General features: G+C 66.9%; 25 protein-coding genes and 1 riboswitch. Of the genes, 9 read left to right on the forward strand and 16 right to left on the reverse strand.

Translation table 11 applies throughout. The features are described 5' to 3' along the window. Nucleotides 1-2: 2 nt before the first annotated feature. The gene (gene dapE, locus DVT68_RS12485) at nucleotides 3-1136 is read left to right on the forward strand and encodes a succinyl-diaminopimelate desuccinylase (RefSeq protein ID WP_114825429.1); all 1134 of its coding nucleotides are present in this window, start codon (nucleotides 3-5) and stop codon (nucleotides 1134-1136) included. Between the two features lie 13 nt (nucleotides 1137-1149). Here dapE and DVT68_RS12490 read toward each other — a convergent pair whose 3' ends face one another. After that, nucleotides 1150-1953 (reverse strand): DoxX family protein, encoded by an 804-nt coding sequence (locus DVT68_RS12490; RefSeq protein ID WP_114825430.1) that lies wholly within the window; start codon nucleotides 1951-1953, stop codon nucleotides 1150-1152. A gap of 191 nt (nucleotides 1954-2144) precedes the next feature. On the opposite strand from DVT68_RS12490, the gene DVT68_RS12495 reads away from it, so the two are divergent. After that, complete coding sequence (locus tag DVT68_RS12495; RefSeq protein WP_114825431.1) at nucleotides 2145-3794, forward strand: M28 family peptidase; 1650 nt, start codon at nucleotides 2145-2147, stop codon at nucleotides 3792-3794. Nucleotides 3795-3888: 94 nt separating this feature from the next. Beyond that, the gene (locus DVT68_RS12500; RefSeq protein ID WP_114825432.1) at nucleotides 3889-4857 is read left to right on the forward strand and encodes a hypothetical protein; all 969 of its coding nucleotides are present in this window, start codon (nucleotides 3889-3891) and stop codon (nucleotides 4855-4857) included. 76 nt (nucleotides 4858-4933) lie between these two features. Here DVT68_RS12500 and DVT68_RS12505 read toward each other — a convergent pair whose 3' ends face one another. Together DVT68_RS12505 and DVT68_RS12510 are read right to left on the reverse strand one after the other, a co-directional pair. Next, nucleotides 4934-7354 (reverse strand): penicillin acylase family protein, encoded by a 2421-nt coding sequence (locus tag DVT68_RS12505; RefSeq protein ID WP_114825433.1) that lies wholly within the window; start codon nucleotides 7352-7354, stop codon nucleotides 4934-4936. A gap of 69 nt (nucleotides 7355-7423) precedes the next feature. Continuing rightward, nucleotides 7424-8242 (reverse strand): phosphodiester glycosidase family protein, encoded by an 819-nt coding sequence (locus DVT68_RS12510; protein WP_114825434.1) that lies wholly within the window; start codon nucleotides 8240-8242, stop codon nucleotides 7424-7426. A gap of 91 nt (nucleotides 8243-8333) precedes the next feature. On the opposite strand from DVT68_RS12510, the gene DVT68_RS12515 reads away from it, so the two are divergent. Both DVT68_RS12515 and DVT68_RS12520 read left to right on the forward strand, forming a co-directional pair. Next, a complete protein-coding gene (locus DVT68_RS12515; protein ID WP_114825435.1) occupies nucleotides 8334-8822 on the forward strand; it encodes an NUDIX hydrolase in 489 nt (162 codons plus the stop codon). Nucleotides 8823-8827: 5 nt separating this feature from the next. After that, nucleotides 8828-9220 (forward strand): NUDIX hydrolase, encoded by a 393-nt coding sequence (locus DVT68_RS12520; protein WP_325050424.1) that lies wholly within the window; start codon nucleotides 8828-8830, stop codon nucleotides 9218-9220. A 34-nt stretch (nucleotides 9221-9254) separates the two neighbouring features. Here the strand turns inward: DVT68_RS12520 and DVT68_RS12525 are convergent, their stop codons facing one another. After that, the gene (locus tag DVT68_RS12525; RefSeq protein WP_199536055.1) at nucleotides 9255-10469 is read right to left on the reverse strand and encodes a beta-ketoacyl-[acyl-carrier-protein] synthase family protein; all 1215 of its coding nucleotides are present in this window, start codon (nucleotides 10467-10469) and stop codon (nucleotides 9255-9257) included. Nucleotides 10470-10473: 4 nt separating this feature from the next. Next, nucleotides 10474-10728, reverse strand: coding sequence for an acyl carrier protein (locus DVT68_RS12530; RefSeq protein ID WP_114825436.1), 255 nt, complete (start codon nucleotides 10726-10728; stop codon nucleotides 10474-10476). A gap of 236 nt (nucleotides 10729-10964) precedes the next feature. Here DVT68_RS12530 and DVT68_RS12535 point away from each other — a divergent pair, with 236 nt between their 5' ends. The 3 genes from DVT68_RS12535 to DVT68_RS12545 all read left to right on the forward strand — a co-directional run bounded on the left by DVT68_RS12535 (nucleotide 10965) and on the right by DVT68_RS12545 (nucleotide 13804). Then, nucleotides 10965-12023 (forward strand): GNAT family N-acetyltransferase, encoded by a 1059-nt coding sequence (locus DVT68_RS12535; RefSeq protein WP_114825437.1) that lies wholly within the window; start codon nucleotides 10965-10967, stop codon nucleotides 12021-12023. Next, nucleotides 12010-12885: an arginase family protein gene (locus DVT68_RS12540; protein WP_114825438.1), complete on the forward strand. Its 876-nt coding sequence runs from the start codon at nucleotides 12010-12012 to the stop codon at nucleotides 12883-12885. The genes DVT68_RS12535 and DVT68_RS12540 overlap by 14 nt, the downstream gene beginning before the upstream one ends. Before the next feature lie 97 nt (nucleotides 12886-12982). Beyond that, nucleotides 12983-13804 (forward strand): CPBP family intramembrane glutamic endopeptidase, encoded by an 822-nt coding sequence (locus DVT68_RS12545; RefSeq protein WP_158543498.1) that lies wholly within the window; start codon nucleotides 12983-12985, stop codon nucleotides 13802-13804. Between the two features lie 48 nt (nucleotides 13805-13852). On the opposite strand, the gene DVT68_RS12550 is transcribed toward DVT68_RS12545, so the two are convergent. The 11 genes from DVT68_RS12550 to crcB all read right to left on the reverse strand — a co-directional run bounded on the left by DVT68_RS12550 (nucleotide 13853) and on the right by crcB (nucleotide 23870). Further along, on the reverse strand, nucleotides 13853-15055 hold the full coding sequence (locus tag DVT68_RS12550; protein WP_114825440.1) for a DegT/DnrJ/EryC1/StrS family aminotransferase: 1203 nt from the start codon (nucleotides 15053-15055) through the stop codon (nucleotides 13853-13855). A 1-nt stretch (nucleotide 15056) separates the two neighbouring features. Further along, nucleotides 15057-15494, reverse strand: coding sequence for a DMT family transporter (locus DVT68_RS12555; protein ID WP_114825441.1), 438 nt, complete (start codon nucleotides 15492-15494; stop codon nucleotides 15057-15059). A gap of 4 nt (nucleotides 15495-15498) precedes the next feature. After that, the gene (locus tag DVT68_RS12560) at nucleotides 15499-15864 is read right to left on the reverse strand and encodes an EamA family transporter (protein ID WP_114825442.1); all 366 of its coding nucleotides are present in this window, start codon (nucleotides 15862-15864) and stop codon (nucleotides 15499-15501) included. Nucleotides 15865-15873: 9 nt separating this feature from the next. Beyond that, nucleotides 15874-16713 carry an alpha/beta hydrolase gene (locus DVT68_RS12565; protein ID WP_114825443.1) on the reverse strand — a complete coding sequence of 280 codons (840 nt, stop codon included), beginning with the start codon at nucleotides 16711-16713 and terminating at the stop codon, nucleotides 15874-15876. 337 nt (nucleotides 16714-17050) lie between these two features. Beyond that, complete coding sequence (locus tag DVT68_RS12570) at nucleotides 17051-17584, reverse strand: hypothetical protein (RefSeq protein WP_114825444.1); 534 nt, start codon at nucleotides 17582-17584, stop codon at nucleotides 17051-17053. A gap of 219 nt (nucleotides 17585-17803) precedes the next feature. Beyond that, entirely contained in the window at nucleotides 17804-20041 is a 2238-nt protein-coding gene (parC, locus tag DVT68_RS12575) for a DNA topoisomerase IV subunit A (protein WP_114825445.1), read from the reverse strand. A 101-nt stretch (nucleotides 20042-20142) separates the two neighbouring features. Then, a complete protein-coding gene (locus tag DVT68_RS12580; protein ID WP_114825446.1) occupies nucleotides 20143-20748 on the reverse strand; it encodes a DUF6445 family protein in 606 nt (201 codons plus the stop codon). A gap of 50 nt (nucleotides 20749-20798) precedes the next feature. Continuing rightward, on the reverse strand, nucleotides 20799-21668 hold the full coding sequence (locus DVT68_RS12585) for a TraB/GumN family protein (protein WP_114825447.1): 870 nt from the start codon (nucleotides 21666-21668) through the stop codon (nucleotides 20799-20801). 205 nt (nucleotides 21669-21873) lie between these two features. Continuing rightward, nucleotides 21874-22992, reverse strand: a complete 1119-nt coding sequence (cfa, locus tag DVT68_RS12590) for a cyclopropane fatty acyl phospholipid synthase (protein ID WP_114825834.1) — start codon at nucleotides 22990-22992, stop codon at nucleotides 21874-21876. Between the two features lie 138 nt (nucleotides 22993-23130). Then, nucleotides 23131-23475, reverse strand: a complete 345-nt coding sequence (locus tag DVT68_RS12595) for a DUF190 domain-containing protein (protein WP_114825448.1) — start codon at nucleotides 23473-23475, stop codon at nucleotides 23131-23133. 8 nt (nucleotides 23476-23483) lie between these two features. Continuing rightward, nucleotides 23484-23870 carry a fluoride efflux transporter CrcB gene (gene crcB, locus DVT68_RS12600; protein ID WP_114825449.1) on the reverse strand — a complete coding sequence of 129 codons (387 nt, stop codon included), beginning with the start codon at nucleotides 23868-23870 and terminating at the stop codon, nucleotides 23484-23486. A 107-nt stretch (nucleotides 23871-23977) separates the two neighbouring features. Next, nucleotides 23978-24083: riboswitch (Fluoride riboswitch) on the reverse strand. Between the two features lie 136 nt (nucleotides 24084-24219). Here crcB and DVT68_RS20445 point away from each other — a divergent pair. Beyond that, nucleotides 24220-24360, forward strand: coding sequence for a hypothetical protein (locus DVT68_RS20445; protein ID WP_158543499.1), 141 nt, complete (start codon nucleotides 24220-24222; stop codon nucleotides 24358-24360). Nucleotides 24361-24413 lie beyond the last annotated feature (53 nt).

Consider the following 24413-nt stretch of genomic DNA (forward strand, 5'->3'; position numbering starts at 1 on the left):
TGATGTCCGCCGTCCTTGATCTCACCCGCGAGCTGATCCGCCGGCGTTCGGTCACGCCGGACGACCAGGGTTGCCAGGCCCTGCTGGCGCAAAGGCTGGAGGCAGTGGGCTTCCAGGTGGAGCACCTGCGCTTTGGCGACGTGGACAATTTGTGGGCCACCCACGGGCAGGGTGAGCCTACCCTGGTGTTCCTCGGGCACACGGACGTGGTGCCGACCGGGCCGGTGGAGAGCTGGCGCAGCGATCCGTTCGAGCCGGTCGTGCGCGATGGCCATCTATACGGCCGCGGCGCAGCGGATATGAAGGGCTCCGTCGCCGCGATGGCGGTGGCGCTGGAGGCGTTCGTCACCGCGCATCCGCAGCACGGCGGCCGCGTGGGCCTGCTGCTGACCAGCGACGAGGAAGGGCCGACCAACCTCGACGGCGTGCGTCGCGTGGCCGAACACTTCCGGCAGGTCGGCGAGCGCATCGAGTGGTGTGTGGTAGGTGAGCCATCATCGAAAGAACGGTTGGGCGACCTCATTCGGGTGGGGCGGCGCGGATCGTTGTCCGGCACGCTCATCGTGCGCGGCGTGCAAGGACACGTGGCCTACCCGGAGAAGGCCAGGAACCCGATCCATGCCTTCGCGCCGGCGCTGACCGAACTGGCCGCCGAACGCTGGGACGAGGGGAACCAGGATTTCCCTCCCACCTCGTTCCAGGTGTCCAACCTCAACGCCGGGACGGGCGCCAACAATGTCATCCCGGGCACGCTGACCGCCCTGATCAACTTCCGCTACAGCACCGCCAGCCGGGCGGAAGACCTTCGCGCGCGCACCGAGGCCATCCTCGACAGGCATGGCCTGGACTGGCAGATCGAGTGGTCGCTGTCCGGCGAGCCGTTCCTTACGCCGCCAGGCGGCGCGGTGCGAGAGGCGGTGACTGCCGTGTGTCGCGAGCTGTGCGGCGTCGAGCCGGATCAGAGCACCGGTGGCGGCACGTCCGATGGCCGCTTCATCGCGCCTCTCGGCGTCGAGGTGGTGGAACTGGGGCCGGTCAACGCCACGATCCACAAGGTGGATGAGTGCGTGGCGGTGGCCGACCTCGAAAGGCTCCCCTCGCTCTATCTCGCCGTGTGCAAAAAACTGTTGGGTTGATTCGCGCCGGCGCCTAGCGTGCTGGCAGGGCCGAAGGGTAACGGTCTCGCGCCAGCCACGGTTCGCCGCGATACGACTCGGCCACCAGCCATGCGCCGCTGGCGATGGCGGCGGAGATCACCAGCGCTGTCCAGGCGGTGCGGTCGGTTGGATTGGTGATGATCGCGGGCGCCCACACCAGTACGGTGATCACGCCAAGCATGGCGGACTCCAGCGTCGCGGCCAGTCGCGGCAGGATGCCGAGCAGCACGCCCAGGCAGGCAGCGAGACTGGCGGCGCCGGTGAAATATGCCCAGCCCATCCGCCAGGGCAACCAGGCCGGCACCAGCGCCGCGGTCTGTTCGGCGTAGAAGAAGTGGGCGAGCCCGATCGTCGGCAGCGACAGCGCGAACAGGATCCGGGCGCAACGCACGCCTCCCGTTCCGACCAGGAAGGTGGGGCGCCTGGCGTGAGTGGCCAGCAGTATCCAACTGCCTGCCAGGATCACGGCGATCTCGCCGGCGCCCAGCCAGGTCGCTTCCATGCCCGGCGCCACCAGCACGGCGGGAAGCTTGAGCACGACCACCCAAAGCGCCATGAACACGAACAGCACCGCGGAAGCGGTGGCCGCTGTGGACGGCAGCAGCAAACCCAGGCCGGTGGCCAGTTCGATCGTGGCGCAGGCGTAGGCGATGGCTCGCTGGCCGGGCAGGTGTTCGAACGGGATGTGTTGCCAGACCATGGCGACATCGCCGTGGATGAAGCCCAGGCAACCCAGGGCGATCATGCTCAGCGCCAGCGCGAGCTGCGCCGGGCTGCTGCTGCGGGAGCGATCCATTCCTTGTCTCCAGGTCGGTGTGGGTGCACGCAAACGCCGGTACTGCGGGTGATCGTCTGGCTGGGTTCCTGGCGCCGCACCTTGCAGTGAAATCCTTGCCGGGGCAAGTGCGGTTTGCCGGTGGCCGCCGGGCATGGCACGCTCGGCACACCCGGCTTCTGGACGTCCAGAAGTCCCCCACGGGAGTTTCCATGCCTCGCCAGTTCCTCGCCTTCGCGCTTGCCGCATCGCTTTCCACTGCCTCCATCGCCGCCGTGCCTGCCGCCGAGCAAGCCGGTCTCGCCCAGATACGCGAAGCCGATCTACATGCGGACATTGGCTTCCTGGCCTCCGATGCGCTGCAAGGCAGGCTCTCGCTGCAGCCAGGCGACGATGCCGCCGTGCAGTGGATCGCCTCGGAGTTCGCCAAGGCAGGCCTGAAGCCCGCGGCGACCGATGCGCAGGGGAAGCCGAGCTACCTGCAGGCGGTGCCGCTGGTGGAGTACCGGCCGGATACACAAGCCACGCGCCTGACGCTCAAGCGCGGCGGCAAGGAGGTGGTGTGGAAGGATCCGGATGTTTCCGGCTCGTTCCCCACCGATCAGGACGTGTCCGCCCCGGTGGTGTTTGCTGGCTACGGCATCACCGCGCCGGAGCTGGGTTATGACGACTACGCCGGTCTCGATGTGAAGGGCAAGGTGGTGGTGGTGTTCGACCACGAGCCGCAGGAAACCGACCCGCATTCGATCTTCAACGGCACTGGCAACACGCGCTATGCCACCGGCTACGTCAAGGTGCTCAATGCGCAGGAACACGGCGCCGTCGCCGTGCTGATGGCGCCGGAGCCCTCGCACAACCACCCCTCGGCGCAGGAGGTCCGCGCCCGCATCGGCCATCACGCGGAGCATGCGGCCAATCCGATCCCGTCACAGGCGCTGGCCGACAGCGCGCTGCATATCCCCAGCATGATTCTCTCGGCCGACGTGGCCAACCAACTGCTGGCCACCAGTGGTTCGACGCCTGCGGCATTGCAGGCTGCCATCGACAAGGATCTCAAGTCGCGCTCGCAGGCTCTGCCGGATACCGCCATCAGCCTGCACCTGCACAACAGCTCGCGCCGTGAGGCCACCACCTGGAACGTGGTGGGCCTGGTCGAGGGCAGCGATCCGAAACTGGCGCCCGAGACCATCCTGATCAGCGCCCACCATGACCACGATGGCGAGGCGGGCGGCAAGATCTGGCATGGCGCCGACGACAATGCCTCGGGCACGGTCGGCGTGGTCACGCTGGCGCACGCCTTCGCCGCCAACCCGACAAAGCCCAGGCGCTCGATCCTGTTCGCCGTGTTCGCCGCCGAGGAGCGTGGCCTGCTGGGCGCCTACTACCTCGCCGCGCACCCGCTGCGCCCGCTCGACACCACGCGCGCGATGATCAACTTCGACATGATCGGGCGCGATGAGCAACCGAGCCCGCAGACCGAGGGCCTGATCCAGGTGCCCGCCGATACCAGCAACCGACTCAACCTGATCGGCGCCGCCTACAGCCCGGATTACCAGCACACCGTGGCGAAGGAAAACCAGCAGGTGGGCCTGGTGCTCGACGATCGCTTCGACCACGAGTACGCGCTCAACGTGTTCTTCCGTTCCGACCAGTTCCCGTTCGTGCTGCACAACGTGCCGGCGTTCTGGTGGTTCACCGGTTTCCATCTGGATTACCACCATCCGAGCGATACCGCCGAGAAGATCGACTATCCCAAGATGGCGAAGATTCTGAAGCTGGCCTACCTCAGCGCATGGCAGTTCGCCGACGAAGCGACGCCGCCGCGTTTCATATCGCATCCGGGGAGTGGCGGAGCCCGCTGAGCATCGCTGCCGCCACGGCGGCAGGCTGGCGCATAGACAAGCAACCGACGGCCCGCTCGCCGGGTCGTCCTTCATTGAGCCAAAGGAGGGTGATATGCAGGGCGTATCGGTCCACGGGTTTCGTGTCGTGCTGTTCTCGTTGGCGTTGTCGATAGGTGGGCTGGCCCAGGCGGCGCAGCCCGCGGTCCATGCATCAGGCAGCAAGGTGACGCTGGATTTCGTGGCGTCGCCGTATGCGGACTTCCTGTTCTACCTGCTGCACCGTGACATCACGGCCTTCCCACAGCTCAAATCGGCGGCGCCGCTGCAGGACGTGGCGCCGCTGACGTCGGGGGCCTTGTTGCCGGGCTATGTGTTTGCCTCCAATGCGAAGAGCTACAACGACCTGTACCGGGTCGCTTATAGCTACGAGAACAGCGCCGCACTGGTGCGTGCACTCAAGCAAGGGCAATCGCACTACGCCGCTTTCGAGACATTCTGGCGCAATCAAATATCGCCCAAGGAACAGGCGACGATCGACGCATGGAGAGCGCAGCAAGCGCAGGGCGACGTCATGGAGCGGCTGGAAAAGCTGGCGCGTATGCCGTTTCCCTATGGCTCGTTGCGCGTAGCCGTGATCGGGCTCGGTCCACTGGGTCATTCCATCCAGAATCCGCCGACGTTGTTCGCCACACTGGACGGCGCCAGCCTGCCTTCCGTGGTCGGCTACGAAGGTACCCGCATGATGCTTGACGCCAAGGGCGGCAACTGGCGGCAAGGCGCCAACGCCGCACGCGCCATCCGTCTGGTCACGGCGCACGGCGGTTCCGACTACGACTTGGAAGAGGCGGTCTGCCTGCTTATGCAGACCAAACTCACGCAGGCCTATGGCGCCCGCCCGTCGCGTGACGACAGCGCCCTGGCGAACACGCCGCGATTGGAACTGTTGCGTGCGATGGAGCGCGATTGGGCGCAGTACGAAGGCGCCTCATCGTTGAACGTCGCCGACTTCGCCGTCGGCGAGGCGATCAAGACCTTCGGTGGCGAACCCGTGGCCGAGCTCAATGGCGTGCGGCCAAAGTAAGGGCGACGCTGAGGTGATCTCACCGATGTAACGGCGCGTTCGCAACTCGTGTGCGAACGCGCAGCTGGTTTTCCGCTCAGGCCGACGTGGGCAACAGCGTCAGCGTGTGCTGCTCCGGGCCAGGCAGCAGCGGTGTCGGGCGGCCGTTGACCCAGTCTTCCTGGCCGGCGCCGTGATACGGCGACAGCGGGTTGTCACTCTGGCCGCCGGGCATGTGCAGGATGCTTTGCGCCTCGTGGCCGGGCATCGCGTCCAGTCGTTCGGAGGCGCCGAAGCCCGGCGACACCACTCGCGGCATGTTGTGGTCACCGGCGACGGGCTCGTCGGGCATGTCCAGCCAGCGACTGACGAACGGCGGCAAGGCGCGCGACAGCGGGCTGCGGATGTTGGTGCGGTTGTACTCGCCCCAGCTGCGCGCGGCGAGGCCGCCGGGCTGCTTGCCGAGTTCGTCGACCACCTGATGCGCGGCGGCATTGAGCAAGGCATTCCAGTTGTCGTACTTCGGATCGAGCAGGTGCGTCGGGCGATCACGCAGCAGCGCCCACACGGCCGCCTCGGCATCGATCATGCCCGGCCAGCTGAAGTCGCCGTGCTTGGCCACCGCGCGCGCCACGAACGGCGCCAGCACGGCCTCTTTCACCTTGTCGCGGAATTCGCGCACCAGGCGGTAGTCCACGCTCTCCGGCGCGGCGCGACCGCTCCATTGGGCGGTGAGCTGGCGCAACTGCTCCAGGCCTGGATCGCTGGTGCCGGCCAGGGTGTCCTGCAACAGGCGCTGCCAGCGGGTCAGCAGCACCGCGCGATTGTCGAGCTGGATGTCGAGCAGGTTGCCGGTGGAGAAACTGCTGCGTCCGCGCAGGTCGTCGCGGATCTGCTGCGCACGTGCGCCCAGGTCGTAGCCACCATTGCCAAGCTGCTCCAGCGCGACGCCATCCACGTTGCGGTTATTGGCCGTCCATAGCCGGCCGTCGGCGGGATCTTCAATACGCGGTCGCTGCGCGGGTTCGGCCCAGCCGACCCAGCCGGTATCCGGCGTCGACCAGTCGGCCGGCAGCTGCGGATCGAAACCCTTGCGCAACGGGAAGCTGTTGCCGGTGATGGTCCAGCCGATGTGCCCGGCGCTGTCCGCGGCGAGCAGGTTTTGCGGCGGCATGCCCATGGTCGAGGCCATGTCGAGCGCCGCATGCGCGCTGTCGGCGTGTTCAAGCTGCATCACGCCGAGGTTGTAGCCGTGCGCGCGATTGCCGATCCAGGCCAGCGCCAGCGGCGTGCCGTCGACATCCTTGGCCATGATCGGGCCCCAGCGCGTGTCTTCCACGCGCAGGGTCTGACTGGGTGCGTCCTTGATGCGGATCACCTCGTCATGCGTCTCGATGCTGGCCCAGCCTTCGGGCACCTTGTAGCGGGTGGCGTCGTTCGGATCGCGCTGCACGCGCACCCAGTCGAGCCAGTCGCCATAACTGTTGGTGAAGCCCCAGGCCACTTGGCCGTTGGAGCCGACCACCAGCGCTGGCGTGCCGGGCAGGGAGACGCCGTTGGCATCGCGCTGGCCGCCAGGCGCCCCGGCATCGGGATAACGCAGCCGCACGCGGAACCAGATGTTGGGCACGCGCAGGCTCAGGTGCATGTCGTTGGCGAGAATGGCCGCGCCGGTTTCGGTGAGGCTGCCCGCCACGGCGAAGTTGTTGCTGCCGGGACGCGCGGCGTCGAGCGCCGGCATCAGCGCCGCGGTGAGCGCGCTGTTGTCGGTCTGGGTCGTAGGCTGCTGCTGGCGCAGGTCAAACACGTCCGCCGCCGGAATCACCGGCGGTCGTGACAGGTCACCCTGCAGCGGCGCTTCCCAGTCCGGGTCGGGCGACAGCAGGAAGTCCGCCACCGACGGTGGCACGGCCGAGCGCAGTTCGGCGATGTGCAGCTCACGCTCGTTGCGTCCGTCACCATTGAGGTCCAGGTACATCGCCGCGATCACCAGGAAGCAGTCCTCCGGACGCCAGGCCTGTGGCTTGGCGTTGAGCAGCAGATATTCCCAGGGCTTCACGTGCAGGTCGGCGAGGCCGGCGTTGACGCCCGCGGTGTACAGGTCCAGCGTTCGCTTCTGTTCTGGCGACAGCGCCGCATACGCGGCCTCGACCACGGCGCGCAGGCGGTGGCGACGATGGTTGAGGTCGGTGTCCAGCGCCTTCGCGCCGACCAGTTCGGACAGTTCGCCGGCGGGCAGTCGGCGCATCAGGTCCATGGCGAAGTAACGCTCCTGGCCGTGGACGTAACCCAACGCATAGCTCAGGTCATCGCGACTCTTGCCTTGCAGCGTGACGGTGCCGAGCGAATCGCGGCTGATCGCCACCGCGTCCTTGAGCCCGGCGAGGTGGACCTCGCCGTCCAGCCGTGCACGGCTGCCAGCGAGCAGATACCAACCGGCGGCGAACACGCCGACGATGAGGATGAGAAGGGTTCCCAGCAAATAGCGAAGCCAACGGAAGCGTCGTGGTGGATTCATGGCGCGTGGAGCTCGGTCCGTGTTGGGTGGTGGTGAAACGGAAAAGGCTGGCGGCGCATGCCGCTAGCCTCAGGGTGTTGGCTGGGCGAACACCGCGAAAATGCCGGCGTAGGGCTTGACCATGAACGTGGGCGCGCCGGCATAGCCTTCACCGTCCACGTAGAACTGCGAAATCGTGCCGTCCAGGTATAGCGCGTCGCGACAGCCCAGTTCGTCCTTGAACAGGCGCGCAAACGTGTGGAAGTTCACCGGGGCCTCGCTCACCGCGAACACCACCTGGTGCGGCGACTTCGCGCACACGCCGCTGCGCCACTTGAGGCTGTTGGAATCGTCGATGAACTGGTCGTTGAGCTTGCCGTCGATCACCAGCATCGGGCCGGACTGGCTGGCCCACCGCGTGGGCTTGCCCAGCTTCTTGAAGTCCGCGCTGGTGTACACGGCGGCATGGCCATCGGGATAGACGGCGAACACGCCATTGGGCAATAGCGAGAAATTGCCCGAGGCCGGGTTGCCATGGGCCAGGTTGAGCGGCACGACCGTCTTGCCGTTTTCCACGTGCAAGCCCAGCGGCGCGAACTGGCGGTCGTAGATGCCCGCATTGGCCGCGAACAGCAGGCGCCGACCGTGCGACATGCCCCACTGGCGCAGCGCGTTGATGTTGCCGAAGGGCTCGCCGCTCTCCGGATCCTTCCAGTGCAGGCTGAGCGTCTCGCGCTTGAGGTCGATGCTGACCACGCGGAAATTCTGGTTCTCGAACACACGCTCGCTGCTGTCCACCGGCAGCGTCTGGCGCGAACAGCCGGCCGCGCCGCCCAGCAACAGCAACGTTGCTAGCAGTAGCCAGGGCAGGCGGCCGGGCAGCGGACGTCGGATCGAGGACGCGGGCATACCCCAGATGGTCGCCGGGTCGGTGCGATCGGCGCAAGCCCGACGACGGCATGGCTTAAACTTGTCCTTTTCCCCCAGGCGCCGCCAACCCATGCCCTATACGCCTATCGTCGCCACGCTCGGCTATGTGCTGTCGCCCGATGGCGGGCAGGTGTTGATGATCCACCGCAACTCGCGCCCGGACGACCAGCACCTGGGCAAGTACAACGGCCTGGGCGGCAAGATGGAGCCGGGCGAAGACATCGCCACCTGCATGCGCCGCGAGATTCATGAAGAGGCGGGCATCACCTGCGAGTCGATGTCGCTGCGCGGCACGCTCAACTGGCCCGGCTTCGGCAAGCAGGGCGAGGACTGGCTGGGCTTCATCTTCGTGATCGATCGCTACAGCGGCACGCCGTTGACCGCCAATCACGAGGGCACGCTCGAATGGGTGCCGCTGGATCGCCTGATGGAGCTGCCGATGTGGGAGGGCGACCGCCACTTCCTGCCGCTGGTGTTCGACGGCGACCCGCGCCCGTTCCACGGCGTGATGCCGTACCGGGACGGTCGCATGCAGTCGTGGGCGTACTCGCGGCTGTGACCATAGTGAAGTCGATACACATCGTCGCGGCGGTGATCCGCGACGAACGGGGACGCGTGCTGATGGTGCGCAAGCGCGGCGCCACGGTCTGGCAGCAGCCGGGCGGCAAGCGCGACGCGGACGATGCCGACGACCTGCACACGCTGGCGCGTGAGTTGCACGAGGAACTGGGCTGCGCCATGCAGCGGGAGGGGGCGCGTTGGCTGGGTCGGTTCAGCGCGCCGGCCGCGAACGAGCCCGGACATGTGGTCGAGGCTGAGGTGTACGAAGTCGCCGCCGAAGGTCCGTTTGAACCGCGCGCCGAGATTGAGGCGGTGTGCTGGGTCGACCCGGCGGCCCCGGGCGAGCTGCTGATTGCGCGGTTGAGTCGCGAGGAAATCCTGCCGAGATTGGCCTGAGCGCCGGTCGCGCACCGGGTGCGCGACTGGATCCTTACGGAGCTCGCCGAATCGCCACCACCGCATTCAACCCGCCGAAGGCGAATGAATTGCTGATGGCCACATCGACCTTCATGTCGCGCGCCTCGTTGGGCGCATAGTCCAGGTCGCAGGCCGGGTCGGGCTCCAGGTAGTTGAGCGTGGGCGGCACGATGCCGTCCTGGATCGCGCCGATCGCGGCGACCAGTTCCAGCGCGCCAGCGGCGCCCAGGGCATGGCCGTGCATGGGCTTGGTCGAGGTCACCACCAGTTCGTGCGCGTGGGCGCCGAACACGCGATGGATCGCCTTGGTTTCCGTGCTGTCGTTGGCCGCCGTGCCGGTGCCGTGTGCGTTGATGTAGTCGACCTGGTCCGGCGAGATGCCGCCATCGCGCAGCGCAGCGTTCATCGCGGCGGCGGCTCCGATGTCCGACGGCGCGGCGATATCGCCCGCGTCCGAACTCATGCCGGTGCCGACCAGCTCGCACAGGATCTGGGCGCCGCGCTTTTGCGCCGACTCCAGCGTTTCCAGCACGTACATGCCGGCGCCTTCGCCCAGCACCAAGCCGCGACGGCCCTTGCTGAAGGGGCGGCAGGTGTCGGGCGCCAGCACGCGCATGGCTTCCCACGCGCGCAGCGTGCCGAGCGTGATGCAGGCCTCGGTGCCGCCGACCACGGCGGCGTCGACCATGCCCGAACGGATCATCATCGCGGCCTGCGCGAAGGCGTGGTTGGACGAAGAGCAGGCGCTGGCCACCACGAAGGCGGGGCCGGTGATGCCGTGGACCATGCTGACCTGGCTGGCCGGCGCATTCATCATCATGCGCACGATGCCCAACGGGTGGAAGCGACCCTGGTGTTCGCCGTAGAGGCGCTCGTAGAGGTCATCGCGGGTGGTCTCGCCACCTACGCCGCTGCCGATCACCACGGCCGTGCGCTCGGCGGCCTCGCCCTCGAAACGGATGCCGGATTGGCGGATCGCCTCGTTGGCCGCAATCAGCGCGTACTCGCTGAACGGGTCCAGCAGGGCGCGGCGCGCCTCGTCGAAGAAATTGGCGGGATCGTAGTTGCTCACTTCGGCGGCGATGCCGCCGTTGCGCAACTGGCCCGGCTGGATGTGGTGGATGGGACCGATGCCCGAACGGCCCTCGGACATCGCCTTCCACACGGAAGGCGCGTCGTGGCCCAGCGCGCAGATGGCGCCCATGCCGGTGATGACGAGACGGCGCATGGCGTTATTCGTTGGCAGGTTTCTGCGCCAGCTGGCGCTCGATCGCTTCAACGAGCTGACTGACCGTGCCGTGCTCCATGTCGGTGTCCTCGTTGGGCAGGTTGATGTTGAAGTGCTCCTCGATGTCGAAGATCACCTCGATGGCATCCAGGGAGGCGATACCCAGGTCCTTCAGGGTGGAATCGGGCTTGATCGTGTCCAGCTCGATCTTGGCCTGCTTGGCAATGATGTCGAAGGTTTCCTGCTGAACGTTGCTCATGTCTGCTTTCCTGGATTCCTTGGCGCCGAGGTCACTGGGCATCGCGTCGATGCCCTTTGCCAAGCCTGACGAACCATCAGGGCAATGTCCAGATTGCCGACGCAACATCGGAGGGCAGGTCGATCCTCCTCGGGCTGCCTTTCACCAACCTTATGGGGTCGCGCGCGCCGCAAGACCGTGCACGGCTGCGCCCAAGGAGTCGTATCCTATGGCCTTGGGTCCAGTGGAATTACCTAGTGCGGTACCTCAACCAGCTCGAGCCGGACGCGTTGATCGCCCGGTTTGTCGAGCATCCCCCGATCGGATTCAACGTGATGGAGGCCGCCGGCACGCCGGCCTTCGTGGCGCCGTTCGACCTGCTGACCACCGCCGACGCCGAGGCGCGGGACAAGGTGGTGCGAGCGCCGGGATACCGCTGGTGGGGGCGCCTGCTGCGCTGGCGTACTGCGTTCGTGGGCACCACCGTGTCCGAGTACGCGCTGTTCCCGCCGGAGGCGGAACCGGCGGCGCTGGCCAGCGCGCTGCGCCGCCAACTGGGGCGCCGCCAGCGGCTGCTGATCGTCAAGGACATCCCGCAGGCCTCGCCGCTGTTCGACGAGGATACTGCCGACTGGTGCCACCGCTTCGCCAGCGCGTGCGAGTCCCAGGGTTTCCTGCTGCTGGAGGGGCAGGCGCTGGCTTATGTGTCGATCGATTTCGCCAGCGAGGAGGAGTACCTCGCGCGCCTGTCCTCCGGTCGCCGCAAGGACATCCGTCGCAAACTGCGCAAGCGTGAGGAAGTCGAGGTGGAGACCGTGCGCTGCGGCGATGCGCTGTTCGCCGATGACGCCGTGGTCGATGCGTATTACGCGCTCTACGAGAACGTGTATGCGCAGAGCGAAATCCACTTCGACAAGCTCAGTCGCGATTTCTTCGCCGCCGTGCTGCGCGATGCAGCGACCGGCGGCGTGGCGTTCGTCTACCGCCATCAGGGCGCCATGATCGGGTGGAACCTGTGCTTCGTGGTCGGCGACAAACTGATCGACAAATACGTCGGCTTTGCCTATCCGCAGGCGCGTGAGCAGAACCTGTACTTCACCAGCTGGTTCCACAACCTGGCCTACGCTCGCGAACAGGGCCTGAAGCATTACGTGGCCGGGTGGACCGATCCTGAAATCAAGTCGTATCTGGGTGCACAATTCACCCTGACCCGGCATGCGATCTATCTGCGCAACCCGCTGTTGCGCACCGTGGCGCGGCGCCTGGGCCGGTTCTTCGAAAGCGACAGCCAATGGGCAGCGCATGACAAGGCGTGAACCACTCATCCTCGATTTCGATGGCGCGGTCGGCGAGATTCCGGGCGCCACCACCGTTGCGCTCGCGGAGTGGCAGGAGGACATCCGCTTCGGTTGCACCCTGCGCACTTTTAACAAGCTGCGTGATTACCTCGATACGCGACTGCCGGCGAACTACGGCACCGTGCTGATGGGGTCCGGCGATTATCACCACCTCACCTGGCCGCTGGTCGAACGCCAGCGCGCGCGCGGACCGTTCCAACTGGTGGTGTTCGACAACCACCCTGACAACATGCGCTTCCCCTGGGGCATCCATTGCGGTTCGTGGGTGCGCCGCGTGGCCATGTTGCCGTACGTCAGCCACGTGCATGTGGTGGGCATCACCTCCGGCGACATCGGCGCGAAGCACGCGTGGGAGAACTACCTGCGACCGCTGCAGGCAGGCAAGCTCAGCTACTGGTGCATGGACGTGAACGTGGACTGGGCGGCCAAGCTGGGCCTGTCTGACGCGTTCCGCCGCTTCGAGGATCCGGAGGCGCTGACCTGCGCCTTCGTGCGCCAGCTGCGCCAGGCGCCGCAGCCGACCTACCTGTCGATCGACAAGGACGCCTTCAGCGTCGACACCGCGCGCACCAACTGGGACCAGGGGCGGCTGGAGGAATCCCACGCCATGGCCATCATCGAGGCGTTGCGCGGCCGCATCGTGGCCAGTGACATCAACGGCGAAGTGTCCGCCTATCAGTACCGCTCGTGGTGGAAGCGCCTGCTCAGCGGCATGGATGGCCAGGAGCCGGTGCCGCAGAGCGAGCTGGACGCCTGGCAGGCGCAGCAGCGCGAATTCAATACGCGCCTTCTGGCGGCGATCGCGGAAAGCAGCGTGTAAGCGGCAGGCGAAACCATCGCGCGGCGGCGACGAGGGGGCGTCGCTCCGAGCCCGAGTGCCGGCTCCATCCGGCGACTGCGAGAGGCGATACACCGCCATGTCCCAGCTTCTTCCCTCCAGCCGACGCGCCTTGCTGTATCTGGTCACCGCCTTCGCCATTACCTGGGTGGCGTGGTGGAGCCTGGTGGCTCTGTCGCAGGCAGGGCTCACACGCTATGGCCAATGGCCATTCATGAGCTTGTACGTCATCGGTGGACTGGGGCCGACGATCGCAGCCTATGTGGCGGTCTGCCTGACACGGTCCAGCGATGTGCTGCGCGAGTTCAACCGGCGCGTGCTGAACTGGCGGGTAGGGCCGCCGTGGTACCTGTTCGCGCTGGGCTTGCCGATCATCCTGGGTTTCGTCGCGCTCGGCGTGGCGGTGGCCTTGCGCCCTTCCGTCATGGAAGCGATCGCGATCAGGCCGTGGTATGTGTTTCCGCTGCTGTTGGCCATGACCATCATCGGTGGCGGACTTGAAGAGTTCGGGTGGCGCGGCATCCTGCAGGAGGAATGGGGCCCGGTGATCGGGCCGGCGCGTGCGGCGCTGCTGATCGGGCCGATCTGGGCGGTGTGGCATCTGCCTCTGTTCTGGATGCCCGGCGTCAGCCAGTACCACGGGCAGTTTGCACCCTTCCTGTTGGGTGTGATGGGCAACGCCCTGCTGTTCGGCTGGCTCTACAGTGGAACGCGCAGCATCCTGCTCTGCGTGCTCATGCATGCGGCGACCAATGCGGTGACCATGCTGGGCGTGGCGGTGCCTACGGGCGTGGGCCTTTCATTGATCGGCCCCGGGGTAAGCCTTGCGGTGGGCGCGCTGCTGTTCCTCGCGCGTGGGCGGCACTCACACGCCGATGTTGACCATCGCTCCACGTTGTAGAAGCGCGGCCCATGTGCGAGCACCTTTCGGCGAAGGCCGCACGACTCCCTAGCCCGCGATGGCGCGTTCAAGCACCCCGGCAATCCGCTCGAAGGTTGCCTCATCCAGCCACGGGCTGTTGGTGATGGTGAGCGAGCGCGCGGCGAAGCTGCGGGCGTTGGGCAGTGACGCATCACCCACGATGTCGCGCAGGTAGCCGTAGTCGGGCAGGGCGTGGATGAACAGGCGGCTCACGCCCAGTCCCGCCGTCCACAGCGTGCGCAGCGCCTCGTCGCGCGCGGACTCGCTGGGCAGGGTAAGCAGCAGGAACGGCCACACGCCCTGCTGGCCGGGCGCATCGTCGAACACGGTGAGGCCGGGCAGCTGGCGCAGCCTGGCCACGCGCCGCAATGCCTGCTTGCGGGTGGCGGCGAGAAAGTCGGGCAGGCGTGCGAGTGCGCGCGCGCCCACCGCCTGCCGCCAGTTGCTGACTGTGTGCAGCGGAATGTCCGGGCCGAAGTCGTCGCCCACCGCGGCCACCGGATCGTTGCTCGCCAGCGCCTTGCGCAAGGGTCGTCCATACGCCCAGGGCAGCAGGGAAGGGCGGTAGACCAGGGCGTAGCCGATCAGCTCCAGCGCGCGCTGCCAGTCCATCCGCGCATCGTCTTGGATCAGTTCGCGCCGGCTGGCCTGGAAGGCGTCCCGCAGCACCGGGTCGCGGGTCAGCAGCAGGCCGCCTTCGAACAGGGTCAGGCCCTTGCCGACGGCGAGGCTGAAGAAGCCCGCATCGCCGGTAAGGCCGACGCTGCGTCCGCCTTGCATCGCGCCGAGCGCCTGGGCGGCGTCTTCCAGCACATAGGCGCCCACACGATGCGCCACGTCCAGCGCGGCGTTCACATCGGCCACGCGGCCGGCGAGGTGGGTGGGGACGATCGCCAGGGTGCGCGCGCCGGCGAGGGCGGCGAGCTCGGCCGTGTCCATGTCGAAATGGTCAGGGGCCAGGTCGCACAGGCGCGGCTTGAGTCCGGCGCGATGGATCGCCAGCGCGACCAGCGGGCAGGTCCACGCCGGCACGATCACCTCGTCGCGCTGCGGGCGCATCCGGTGCATGGCGCTCAACGCCACCACCATGGCCGCGGTGCCGGAACATTCCAGCTGCAGCTGTTCGACGTCGAGCCATGCAGCCACGCGCTCTGCGAACGGCGCGCGGCCGGGCCACAGGTCAGTCAGGCGGAGCGGCAGACCGGCAGTGGGCGGCAGCTCGCGGGTCACGTCAATCTCCCGCAGCGACGCCCAGCGCACCCTTCGCTTCGGTCGGTGCGTCGTTTTCGGGATGCGCCTGGCTCTCGGCAAACGCGAGGCAGACGATGCCGGCCACGATGGTGGCGGCGCCAATCACGCGAGGCCAGGTCAGCGGCTCCTGGAACAGCCACATGGAGAACAGCATCACGCTGACCACTTCCAGGTGGGTCACGGCGAAGGCGGGGCCGATCGGCGCGTGCTTCAGCAAGGTCATCCAGGTGAAGAAGTTGCCGATGTAGCCGATGACCGCGACGTAAATCCAAGGATGGCCGAACACGCGCACGATCCAGGCCCAGTTGGCCTCGGGCGGAAACGCGTGGTTGCCGGCGTACTTGAAGCTGAGCTGCACCAGGGTGTCGAACAGCACCAGGACGGTGAAGCCAATGGCGTAGAAGCGTGCGCGATTCACGGGGTCAGCCTCCACCGGCCAGGCCGACGATGCCCACGCCGGCGGTCACCAGCAGCATGCCGGTCACGCGCAGAGGGGTCAGCTTTTCTTTGAACAGGATGCGGCCGGCGATCATGATCACCACGATGTTGATCGAGCCCAGCAGCACGCCTTCGGACAGGTCCACCAGCGAGAGGAAGGCGATCCACACCAGGAATTCGGCTAGATAGGAGCTCACGCCGATCCAGATCCACGGACGCGCCAGCATGTACTTCCAGCGCGCGAGACCGTCACCCGCGCGCGGATCGCCGGCCGCCGCCTTGAAGGCGAGCTGGCCGACGGTATCCAGGGTGACGTTGAGCAGCCACAGCGTGACGACCAGCGGACTCATCGGGAGCCCTTAAGCCGCAGCGCGCGCGGCAGGTTCGTAGGAGGCGGCGATCTGGCGGAAGAACTCGGCCGAGCGGTCGGTCAGCAGGCGACGCTCACGATCCACCGTGATCATGTGATAGCTGTCTTCCAGCCACAGCGTTTCCACCGGACCGGACACGGAGCGCTGCACCAGGTAGGCGTTCTCGAGGCTGGCGACGTCGTCCTCGGTGGCGTGCGCGATCAGGCACGGCGCGGTGACCTTGGGCAATTCGCGCTTCACCACAGCCGCCATGTTGTACATCTCCGCCAGCGACGGCCATGGGTTGCCGGGCAGGCCCGCCGCGGCGCTGTCACCGCTGAGCATGGCCGAGCTGATTTGCGCGCGCAGGCGCTCGTCGCGGATGCCGTACGGTTCGCCCTCGTGCACCATGCGGTGCTTGCCGATCCCGAACTTGTGCAGCAGCGGCAGCAGGAAGGAGAACTTGCCGAACCACGGAATCGCCCAGCCGTCATAGCGGAAGGTGGCGCCGTAGACGCCCACGCCCTTCACCCACTCCGGGCGCTCGGCGGCCAGCTTCAGCGCCAGCACCGCGCCCATCGACAGGCCGGCCACGAACAGGTGGTCCACCTCATGGCGGAATTGCTCGGCCGCAGCTTCCACACTGGCGTACCAGTCGCGCCAACCGGTCTTGAGCAGGTCCTCGACCGAGCCGCAATGGCCGGCCAGCTGCATGCCGTAGACGGTGTATCCGGCGCGGTTGAGACCCTTGCCCAACAGGCGCATCTCGGTCGGCGTGCCGGTCAGGCCGTGAATAAGCAGCACACCGCTGCGGCCGCCCTCGAAGCGGAACTCGACGTTCTGGATCACAGGGAGGCTCCGTTACGGCGGGACAGAAACGCAAAGCCGCACGGCTGGCGCATGGAAATATGACAGTAAACCATGTGGCCAGTCTGGCGGCCGCGCCTTTCCAAGAACTTTCGACCCCTGGAACCCGTGGATCAGACACTTCCGCATGCAGACGCCGAAGACCGGGCCGGCAGTCTCGCTGGAACGTTGAGGCCCCTCTCCGTCATCCCGGCGAAAGCCGGGATCCAGTGCCTTTTGCGCGTCGCAGATTAGAAGGACGTCGGACTCCCGCGCTTGCCCCCTTCACGGGGTTCGCGGGAATGGCGTACCTGTGTAAGCGCCTCGCAGGGCAGCCAGCTCAGTGCCCGTAGTGACTCGACGTGCCGCCCACCGAGATGCTCATGCCGCCGGAGGGATGCTCGCAGCTGCCGAAGGCTTGGCTGAGGGAAACGACGCCGCCGGTGTAGCTGCCGCTGACGTGGCTGCCCGACGCCACGCCCATGCCGACGGCGCCATGCACCTGCGGCTGGTTGTAGGTGGCGTCGTCGCACGTTACGCCGGGCGCCTGGGCCTGCGCATGGGAGCCACGGCCGGGCGCGCCGCTGGTGTCGCCGTAGTAGGTGCCCGGCGGATCCTTGGCGTACGTGTTGGCGCCCGTGTTGGCCTGCGCGGTAGTGGAAGCATTGGCCGCGCCGCTGGTGGCGGCAGGTGCATTCTCAGCCGGCTTGCTGTCGGTGGCGACGGCGCTGGTGGATGCAGGATCCGCGCTGCTGGCGCTGGCGGCCGGCACGTTCGCCGGCAGCTTGAGGTTCAACGGCTGATTGCTCTGCGCCCATGCGGCCGCCGACAGCAGGCAAGTGGCGAGGACGGCGGTGGTGCGGATGGTCTTCATCGGGAAAACTCCGGGGACATGCGGCCTATAACGCGCCACCGTCGCCGGTGTGCACACGTCCTGCTTGGATGTTGCAAGCTGCCGCGAGTTCCCATTCATCACCCGGAACCTCACACGGTGGAGCGCACCCTGTGCGCGTATCGCCAATGCCCCAACGGATCACGCGGAGCGGTGGTGTCGTCGCGCACAGGATACGCCCCGCCATGGGGCGCAGCAGGTTCAGCCGGTGGTCTCGATGCGCTCGACGCGACGCAGGCCCTGCGGCAGCAGGCCGCCGCGGGTGGCGCGGTTGCCGCCGTACTCGACCAGGCTCGACCACTTCAGCGTGAGCTTGCGCTGGCCGGCGTAGAGCGTCACTTCGCCCTTGCCCTCGGTAACCACGGCGACGCCGACGACCTTGATGCCCGCCGTGAGCTTGGCCTTGGGCACGTCGATCAGCTTGTTGCCCTTGCCCTTGTCCAGTTCCGGCAGCTCGGCCACCGAGAACATCAGCAGGTGGCCTTCAGTGGTGACCACCACGATGCGGTCGCGCGCCGGATCGGCGCTGACCTGCGGCGCGAGCACCTTGGCGCCGTCGCCCAGCGTGATGATCTGCTTGCCGGCCTTGTTCCGGCCGGTGAGCGCCTCGAAGCGGGTCACGAAGCCGTAGCCATGGTCGGTGGCGAGGATCAGGCGGGTGTCGTTGTCGCCGGCGGCCAACGCATCGAAGCTCGCGCCAGAGGGCGGGCTGAAGCGACCGGTGAGCGGCTCGCCGTTGCCGCGTGCCGAGGGCAGCGTGTGTGCCGGCGTGGAGTAGCTGCGGCCGGTGGAGTCGATCACCGCGATCTGCTGCGTGGTGCGCGCCTTCACTGCGGCGAGCAGGCTGTCGCCCTCGCGGTAGTTGAGGCCGTCGGCGTCGACGTCGTGGCCCTTGGCGGCGCGGATCCAGCCCTTGGCGCTCAGCACCACGGTGACCGGCTCGCTGGCGACCAGCGCGCTTTCGTCCAGTGCCTGCGCGGCTTCGCGCTGCACCAGCGGCGAGCGGCGGTCGTCGCCGAACTTGGCGGCGTCGGCGCGCAGCTCTTCCTTGATCAGGCCCTTGAGCTTGGCCGGCGACTTCAACAGCACGTTGATGCGCGCGCGTTCCTCTTCCAACTGGTCGCGCTCGGCATTGATCTTCATTTCCTCGAGGCGGGCCAGCTGGCGCAGCTTGGTCTCGAGGATGTAATCGGTCTGTTCCTCGCTCAGGCGGAAGCGCGCCATCAGCACCTGCTTGGGCTCGTCCTCGGTGCGGACGATGCGGATCACCTCGTCCAGGTTGAGGTAGGCGATGCGCAAGCCTTCCAACAGGTGCAGGCGGCGCTCGACCTTGGCCAGGCGATGCTCCAGGCGGCGCGTCACCGTGGTGGTGCGGAACTGCAGCCACTCGCCGAGGATGCGCTTGAGATCCTTCACCTGCGGACGGCCGTCCAGGCCGATCATGTTGAGGTTGATGCGGAAGCTCTTCTCCATGTCCGTGGTGGCGAACAGGTGCTGCATCACCTCGGCCGCATCAATGCGGTTGGAGCGCGGCACCACCACCAGGCGGATCGGATTCTCGTGATCGGACTCGTCGCGCAGGTCCTCCACCATCGGCAGCTTCTTCGCGCGCATCTGCGCGGCGATCTGCTCGAGGATCTTGGACGGGCTCACCTGGTGCGGCAGCGCGGTGATGACGATGTTGCCGTCATCCATGTGGTAGACGGCGCGGGCGCGCACCGTGCCGGTGCCGCCCTGGTACATCGCCAGCAGCTCGTTGCGCGGCGTGATGATCTCGGCTTCGGTCGGGTAGTCCGGGCCCTGGATGTGCTCGCACAGGTCGGCGACGGTGGCGTCGGGATCATCCAGCAGGCGGATGCACGCGCTCACCACTTCGCGCAGGTTGTGCGGCGGGATGTCGGTGGCCATGCCCACGGCGATGCCCATCGAACCGTTGAGCAGCACATGCGGCACGCGCGCCGGCAGCCAGCTCGGTTCTTCCAGCGTGCCGTCGAAGTTCGGCACCCAGTCCACCGTGCCCTGGCCGAGTTCGCCCAGCAGGGCCTCGGCGATCGGGCTCAGGCGCGACTCGGTGTAGCGCATCGCGGCGAAGCTCTTGGGGTCGTCCGGCGAACCGAAGTTGCCCTGGCCATCGACCAGCGGGTAGCGATACGAGAACGGCTGGGCCATCAGCACCATCGCCTCGTAGCACGAGGTATCGCCGTGCGGATGGAACTTGCCGATCACGTCGCCGATGGTGCGCGCGGATTTCTTGGGCTTGGCCGTGGCGGCCAGGCCCAACTCGCTCATGGCGTACACGATGCGCCGCTGCACCGGCTTCAGGCCATCACCCACGAAGGGCAGGGCGCGGTCCAGCACCACGTACATCGAGTAGTCGAGATACGCCCGCTCGGCGTACTCCTTGAGCGGGATCTGTTCGAAATTGGCTTGCAGATTCATGCGGTTACGTCGTTCGCCTGCGCGCGGGCGGCGCGCTTAACCGGGGGATGGTGCCAGAACTGGCTTCCGCGGGGGAGAGGATGGTCTGGCGGCCGCGCCGGTCATCGGCGCGCGCCGAAGAACATCAGGTGCACCAGCCGGCCATTCTCCAGCGTATCCCCGAAGCCGTTGCCGGCGGTGTGCCACAGCCATGGGCGCAGCAGCACCAGCCGGTTGAAGCGCATGGGAACGCTCATGGTGAGCTCCCACTTGCTGTCGTCATTGGTGTCCTTCTCGATGATGTCCCGGTGCATCGCATCGATGGAGTCGTAGCCCATGGCGGCCAGCTCCTGATGGTTCAGCGGCCTTCGATCGGTCTGCGTGGGGCGGTGGCGGTAGAAATCCGTGCCTCCCTGGCAGTCCTCGGGCCGGCTGAGATAGAGCACGCCTGACCAGTGCGAGGGATCGGTGTGCACCTTCGCCTTGCCCTTGTCGGCCGCCAGCGTGATGCGGCACTTGCCGTGCGACTGTGGCGGATCCATCAGCGCCAGGGGTTCCGCGACGATGTGCGAGACGTATTCGGCCAGGCCGTCCAGCGGAAGCCGCTCCAACGAGTTGCGGCCGGGGAAGGAGCCTTGCAGCTCGGGATAAGTGAGCTGCAGCGCGGCGGCGCGGAAGGCGATGGGATCTTCGAGGAAGTCGTCAACAACGATGATGGATGTGGGCATGCGCGTATTGGGGGCGACCTGGGATCGCCGTTCGAGGAAAAAGGGGGCGCTTACAGGCGGGTGACAGTGATGCCCAGCTTGTGCAGCTGTTCCTGCACGCTGTCGGGGCCTGCGAGATGGCCGGCGCCAACGGCGATGAAGCTCACGCCTGGCTGTTTGAGCCGCTCGGCGATGGTCTTGGCCCAGGCTTCGTTGCGCTCGACGATCAGGCGCTGGTACAGCATCGGGCTTTCCCGGCGCAGATCCTCGTCCTCGACCTTGGCGATGGCGCCGGTGTCGCCGCGGCGCCAGGCGTCGACCAGTTCGCGCATCTTGGCGGGGCCGTCGGCGACATCCCTGAAGGACTGGCGAAGGAAGTCCAGCTGCATCGACTCGGGCAGGTCGGCCAGCATGCGGATCTGCATCTCGGAGGTTTCCAGCCCGTCGACCGGCTTGCCGGCTTCCTGCATGCGGGCCTTGAGCCGCTTGTCCACGCCCTGGCTGGGGTCCATGCCCGCCTGAACCAGCGGCGCCACGGTAAGCGTGAGGGCGGCCAGCCAGGGACGCATCGGCTGGAGCGAAGCTGCGCCGCCGGGCACCTTGGCATCCTCGGCGGCCTTCTCAAGGCGCTGCATGTCGCGATCGTCCAGTTTGGTCGATAGCGGGTGGCCGATGTCCAGGCCATGCTGCATGACCAGCGCCTGCATCGACTGGCTGTCGTCGTCGACAATTTCGATGCTCAGCCGCTGGCTGTCGGTGAGCGCCTTGTCCAACGCGGGCGAGGTCCAGTTGGCGTCAGATGGAAGCAGATGCACCGTGCCGAACAGGTAGATCGTGGCCTCGCCCTGCCTGACGACCCAAAGTCCCGGCTGCGCAAATGCAGTGGCGACCAGCAGCAGGTTGAGGACGAGGGCGACGGCAAGGCGGGCGAACAATCTCACTACGACTCCTGGTGGCGCGACTCAGTGCGAGGCGGCCCGTTGATTCTCGACATCGCGCAGGAAGCGCGTCAGTCCATTGAAGAGGTTTGCTGGCCATCGTACATCGCCCTGTGGTTGCCGTTGCGGCGCGACACGCATGGCCTCTTCGGCGGCCATGGCCACCATGGCCTGTGCGCCACCTGATAAGTGGCCGAACGGGCGGAAGTCAACGCGGAACCCGGTAGCCGCCGGCCACGCCATGCGGGCTCAGCGTGAGCTGCCACAGCTGGTTGCGCCGGCTGCGAAACACCGCTGCCGAGGCCGCCAGGTAGTAGTGCCACATGCGGCGGAAGCGATCGTCGTAGCGCTGGCTGAGCTGTGGCCAGCCCGTGTCGAAGTTGGTGCGCCAGGCGTCCAGCGTAAGGCTGTAGTCGGCGCCGAAGTTGTGCCAGTCCTCCACCACGAACAGGTCCTGCAACGCGGTGGCCGTCTGCGCCGCGGTCGGGATCATGGAATTGGGAAAGATGTACTTCTCGATCCAGGGGTCGGGCCGGTTGATGGAGCCGTTGCTTCCGATGCAGTGCAGGACGAACAGGCCATTATCGGGCAGGCAGCGGCGCGCCACCTCGAAATAGGTGCGGTAGTTGAGTACGCCGACGTGCTCGAACATGCCGATGGAAAAGATGGCGTCGAACGGTTCGTCGACCTCACGGTAGTCCTGCAGGCGGATCTCCACCGGCAGCCCGGCGCACAAGGAGCTGGCGTAGTCCGCCTGCTCCTGCGAGACGGTGATGCCCACGCCCTGCACGCCATAGGCCTCGGCGGCGTACTTGAGCGCCTCACCCCAGCCGCAGCCGATGTCCAGCACGCGCTGTCCGGGCTTGAGCCGCAGCTTGCGGCAGATCAGATCGAGCTTGGCCACCTGCGCATCATCCAGGTTGCCGGCCTGCGCCCAGTAGCCGCAGGAATACACCAGCCGCTTGCCCAGCATCGCCTTGAACAGGTCATTGCCCAGGTCGTAGTGGGTCCGGCCGACTTCGAACGCGTGCTCGCCGCGCTGGAGATTGAAGAAGCGCGCCTTCATGTGCGTCATCAGCGTATCGAGCGACTTCAGTTCCGTGTCCAGGCGCGCTCCCAGCAACCGGGTGAACATGCCGGGCAGGTCCTCGGCGTCCCACCAGCCTTCCATGTAGCTCTCGCCGAATCCCAGCGTGCCGTGGGCGAACACGCGGGAGAACATGCGCTCGTCGTGGACACGAAGGTCGGTGGGCGCGGGGCCGTCGAGATGGATCCCGGCAAGTTCAAGCAGGCCGGCGGCGCGCGCTTTCAGTGAGTTCTGGCTCATGCATTCCTCGCGAGGCGTGGCGATGAGTTTGGTGGCATGCGCGGAAACGGGCATGCCGCCGCAAGCTGCCATCAGAGTCTCTCACGCCGGCTGGGCTGTTGCGTGATCGTCGTCGCGGGGCGACAGGACGATCCAGCCTCAATCCCTGGCCGGAGTCTTTCCCAGCACCCCGAAGCTTGCGGGCGCGAGTGCATACACTGCGTCGACACCGCTGGCGCGCACCGTCTCGAGCAACGCCCGCGCCTGCGCCTCGCTGAGCAGGAACTCCAGCTTGATGGCCAGGTCATCGGCCAGTTCGAAGAATTGCTCCTCCCGCAGCACGCCGTGGCGCCCGAAGCCGCTGATGGCGCGGAAGGCGGAGCCGCCACCGACACCTTGCTGCCTGGCATGCTCGAGCAGCCACTCGTAGACCAGCACGCCGTCGTGTCGTGCGCGCGTGTGGCAATAGAAGCTGAGCAGTACGCCTTGGCGCTGGGTTTCCATGGAGCCTCCTAGCTACGCAGCACAGCGCGGGTGAGGGCGATGCCGCACACGGTCATGGTGATGGAGCCGATCAGGTGCAGGGCCACGTGTCCGCCAAACCAAAGATACTGCTGGCGCAACAGCAGGGTCGTGGACTCGGCGGAGAAAGTGGAGAAGGTAGTGAGACCACCCAGGAAGCCCGTGGCCGCGAACAAGCGCAGTTCCGGCGGCAGGGTTTGGAAGTGGTCGAACACGCCCAGCACGACGCCCATCAGCAGGCCGCCCAGCAGGTTGGCGGCCAGCGTGCCCAGCGGCACGGTCGGGAATACAGGGTTGAATAGCACGCCCAGGGTCCAGCGCAACCAGCAACCCAGTGCGCCACCCACGCCAACGGCCACGAATCCGGCAAAGCCCACGTCACGTCTCCTCAGAACCTGTTCATGACCGCCCCTTCGTCCGCAGCAGGGGAATCACCGTGTCAAAGGACTACCGGAAGCAGGCATGCCTGCGCCCCGGAAAATCCGGCGGTGCAGGCATCATCAACCCGAAGGTGGTTTGCCTTCGCTTGTGTCGTCCTGGTACCCAGGCGGCGGCGCGAAAGCGGGAGGCATGCCATCTCCCCTGGGCAGCATGCTAGCCGATGCGTCGCGGGCCGTCATCGCGCGTCCCCGAAAGCGGTGGTGGCGGGGCTGATGCAGGTCAACACGGGTGGCTGCCGTTGTGTACGAGGGTGTTTCGGATTCCATGGACAAGGAGGGAAACCCGATGCACCCGGTTTGGCATGCCATTCTCCTGGAGCCGGTTGGTTGGCTGGCCATCGGCGGCAGCGTCGTCATGGTGGGCATCATCCTGGCGGTCGGCTGCTACGTGCGATGCAAGGTGCGCGAGGAAGAGCGCAGCCGGTAGCCCGCGAAACCGGCCTGACGTGGCCAGTGCACCACGTCGGGCGCCCAATCGTC

Source organism: Dyella solisilvae, from assembly GCF_003351225.1.
GTDB classification, from domain to species: Bacteria; Pseudomonadota; Gammaproteobacteria; order Xanthomonadales; family Rhodanobacteraceae; genus Dyella; species Dyella solisilvae.

Bases quoted from the DNA above. Each gene is read 5' to 3' on its own strand.
- DVT68_RS12580 (WP_114825446.1), bottom strand. From the start codon at position 20,748: ATGCCCACATCCATCATCGTTGTTGACGACTTCCTCGAAGATCCCATC.
- dapE (WP_114825429.1), top strand. From the start codon at position 3: ATGTCCGCCGTCCTTGATCTCACCCGCGAGCTGATCCGCCGGCGTTCG.
- DVT68_RS12510 (WP_114825434.1), bottom strand. From the start codon at position 8,242: ATGCCCGCGTCCTCGATCCGACGTCCGCTGCCCGGCCGCCTGCCCTGG.
- parC (WP_114825445.1), bottom strand. From the start codon at position 20,041: ATGAATCTGCAAGCCAATTTCGAACAGATCCCGCTCAAGGAGTACGCC.
- DVT68_RS12570 (WP_114825444.1), bottom strand. From the start codon at position 17,584: ATGAAGACCATCCGCACCACCGCCGTCCTCGCCACTTGCCTGCTGTCG.
- DVT68_RS12545 (WP_158543498.1), top strand. From the start codon at position 12,983: ATGTCCCAGCTTCTTCCCTCCAGCCGACGCGCCTTGCTGTATCTGGTC.
- DVT68_RS12595 (WP_114825448.1), bottom strand. From the start codon at position 23,475: ATGGAAACCCAGCGCCAAGGCGTACTGCTCAGCTTCTATTGCCACACG.
- DVT68_RS12525 (WP_199536055.1), bottom strand. From the start codon at position 10,469: ATGCGCCGTCTCGTCATCACCGGCATGGGCGCCATCTGCGCGCTGGGC.
- DVT68_RS12540 (WP_114825438.1), top strand. From the start codon at position 12,010: ATGACAAGGCGTGAACCACTCATCCTCGATTTCGATGGCGCGGTCGGC.
- DVT68_RS20445 (WP_158543499.1), top strand. From the start codon at position 24,220: ATGCACCCGGTTTGGCATGCCATTCTCCTGGAGCCGGTTGGTTGGCTG.
- DVT68_RS12500 (WP_114825432.1), top strand. From the start codon at position 3,889: ATGCAGGGCGTATCGGTCCACGGGTTTCGTGTCGTGCTGTTCTCGTTG.
- DVT68_RS12560 (WP_114825442.1), bottom strand. From the start codon at position 15,864: ATGAGTCCGCTGGTCGTCACGCTGTGGCTGCTCAACGTCACCCTGGAT.
- DVT68_RS12515 (WP_114825435.1), top strand. From the start codon at position 8,334: ATGCCCTATACGCCTATCGTCGCCACGCTCGGCTATGTGCTGTCGCCC.
- DVT68_RS12495 (WP_114825431.1), top strand. From the start codon at position 2,145: ATGCCTCGCCAGTTCCTCGCCTTCGCGCTTGCCGCATCGCTTTCCACT.
- cfa (WP_114825834.1), bottom strand. From the start codon at position 22,992: ATGAGCCAGAACTCACTGAAAGCGCGCGCCGCCGGCCTGCTTGAACTT.
- DVT68_RS12530 (WP_114825436.1), bottom strand. From the start codon at position 10,728: ATGAGCAACGTTCAGCAGGAAACCTTCGACATCATTGCCAAGCAGGCC.
- DVT68_RS12490 (WP_114825430.1), bottom strand. From the start codon at position 1,953: ATGGATCGCTCCCGCAGCAGCAGCCCGGCGCAGCTCGCGCTGGCGCTG.
- DVT68_RS12505 (WP_114825433.1), bottom strand. From the start codon at position 7,354: ATGAATCCACCACGACGCTTCCGTTGGCTTCGCTATTTGCTGGGAACC.